The following is a 1808-nucleotide window of genomic DNA, read 5'->3' on the forward strand; positions in this document are numbered from 1 at the left end:
ATATGATTCGAAAGGGACAGTTGTCCGAGGAAAATATGCCTGCTTATAAGCAATTTATGGCTTTAGCAGGATAGTTATGCCTGAAGACAAGGCGCTCTTCGCTTTCACTAGTTCTTGCGACAGAACCACCCTTGAATTCAGGTAACTTAAAATCAATGTGTTATGATTTTAAGTTACCTGAGTAGTTACATAAAAACTTAAATTTACTGCGCATAAATTCGCGTGAGTCATTATGGCGTATCTTCCAGATTCTGCCATCAATCCAGTAATGGATTAAAGAGATACTGCTTGCCAGCCCAAAAATGGATCTTTTGATTTCAGTGTCCGAAAAATTAAATATGGCGGGTGGATTGAGCAGGTATAGTTCCTTCCAGATGTAGACTGATAGTGCGGTTAAAACAATAAACAGGATTAGATTATAGTAACGCAACAAGATGCCCTTAAGATGCTCGGTGTTTAATAGATGCTGAATTTTATCGCCATTGAATGCGGCGATGGCGATAAAGACATAATATTGTAGGCCATGCGCCGTAGCGTACATAAAAAAAGCAGTTTGTTTATCTTCGATAATAAACATCGGCCAGAAAAATGTGACGAGAACCAGCAGTAATGCGGCTCTTGCATACTGGGTCTGCCTGGTTTGTGAAAATAAATAGTTTTTGCTGATATAGTAGACTGTATATAGCGTTAACACACAGAGCAGTGTTAAGCTAAATGTTTCAATGCTATCTTTGTAAGTGGATAGAAGCGTGCCTTGAAACAGGCTTCGATCTATAGGCCAGGTAAAGACTAGCATGCCCACAACAGCCCCGCCCATAATTAAGCCGCGTTCTACCGGCATCATCCTGCCGCTGCCTAGAGTCGGTGCAAGTAAGCTGTAGACACCGATATTTTGCTTTTGATAATGATAAATGGTCAACATGGCATAGGATTGCAAGAAATAGCTTTCTAGCCATAAATTATCGATTAGATAAAAGAGCATAATGCTTGCGGAAATCATCAATGGCCAGAAGTAAAAATACCATTTATGTCGATTGATAATCTTTTTTGCATCGCTATCAAAATAAAGGTACACCGAGGCGCCTTGATGATAGCCGCCAACCATTAAGACCAGGTAAAAAATATGCTGGGCAGAGTCGGAGCCAGAATAGACTGAACGTATCAGTGGACCCGCAATAAAGGGAATGATAGTTGCCAGTAATAAAAGGATGATGAATTTCGTCGGTTTATTGCTTGGTAGTGGGTTAAATATGTTATTAAGCATGAATATCTCGTCCAAATTCGACTTTATTAATTAACTTAAGTTTCCCAATTATTGAGTAGCTAAAGTACACAATGCTGGCGTATCGAGGTTTATTTTAGGTGGATTTGCCATGTTTATAGCAAACCCCTATTTAATTCCCATTAGGCGAAAGCATTTGAAACGAATGAAAAGACTGTTTTTTTCATATAGTTGCGGCATGGTTTCAATTATACCATAAATAATTATTGGGAAACTTCAGCTTTAAAGGGACACACTTTCCCAAAGACGTTATTCTTTATGCGGTTTTCTTTTATGTCAGGTATGGCGTTTCGTATCGCGACCTTGAAGAGATCATGGAAGAAAGAGGGGTTATGTTGATCATGCTACGCTCGCTGCCAGCCATGGAGAGCGAATGCTAGGGCTGGTAGTCCGCGATAGGGTTCTGTCGCAAGAACTAGTGAAAGCGAAGAGCGCCTTGTCTTCAGGCATAACTATCCTGCTAAAGCCATAAATTGCTTATAAGCAGGCATATTTTCCTCGGACAACTGTCCCTTTCGAATCATAT

1 protein-coding gene and 1 pseudogene are annotated in these 1808 nt (G+C 40.1%); one reads left to right on the plus strand and one right to left on the minus strand.

Going from position 1 to position 1808, the window contains the following annotated elements; genetic code table 11:
- Positions 1 to 160 precede the first annotated feature (160 nt).
- Positions 161 to 1264, minus strand: coding sequence for a hypothetical protein (locus BQ7314_RS01520; RefSeq protein WP_174481946.1), 1104 nt, complete (start codon positions 1262 to 1264; stop codon positions 161 to 163).
- Between the two features lie 224 nt (positions 1265 to 1488).
- On the opposite strand from BQ7314_RS01520, the pseudogene BQ7314_RS01525 reads away from it, so the two are divergent.
- Positions 1489 to 1634, plus strand: a pseudogene (locus tag BQ7314_RS01525) (IS6-like element ISPmar1 family transposase); the annotation flags it as partial.
- Positions 1635 to 1808: the final 174 nt, after the last annotated feature.

It is taken from the genome of methanotrophic endosymbiont of Bathymodiolus puteoserpentis (Logatchev), from assembly GCF_900128525.1.
In the GTDB taxonomy this organism is placed as follows: domain Bacteria; phylum Pseudomonadota; class Gammaproteobacteria; order Methylococcales; family Methylomonadaceae; genus Methyloprofundus.

What these genes read in the sequence shown, in the direction of transcription:
- BQ7314_RS01520 (WP_174481946.1), bottom strand. Translation starts at nt 1,264, where the DNA reads ATGCTTAATAACATATTTAACCCACTACCAAGCAATAAACCGACGAAA.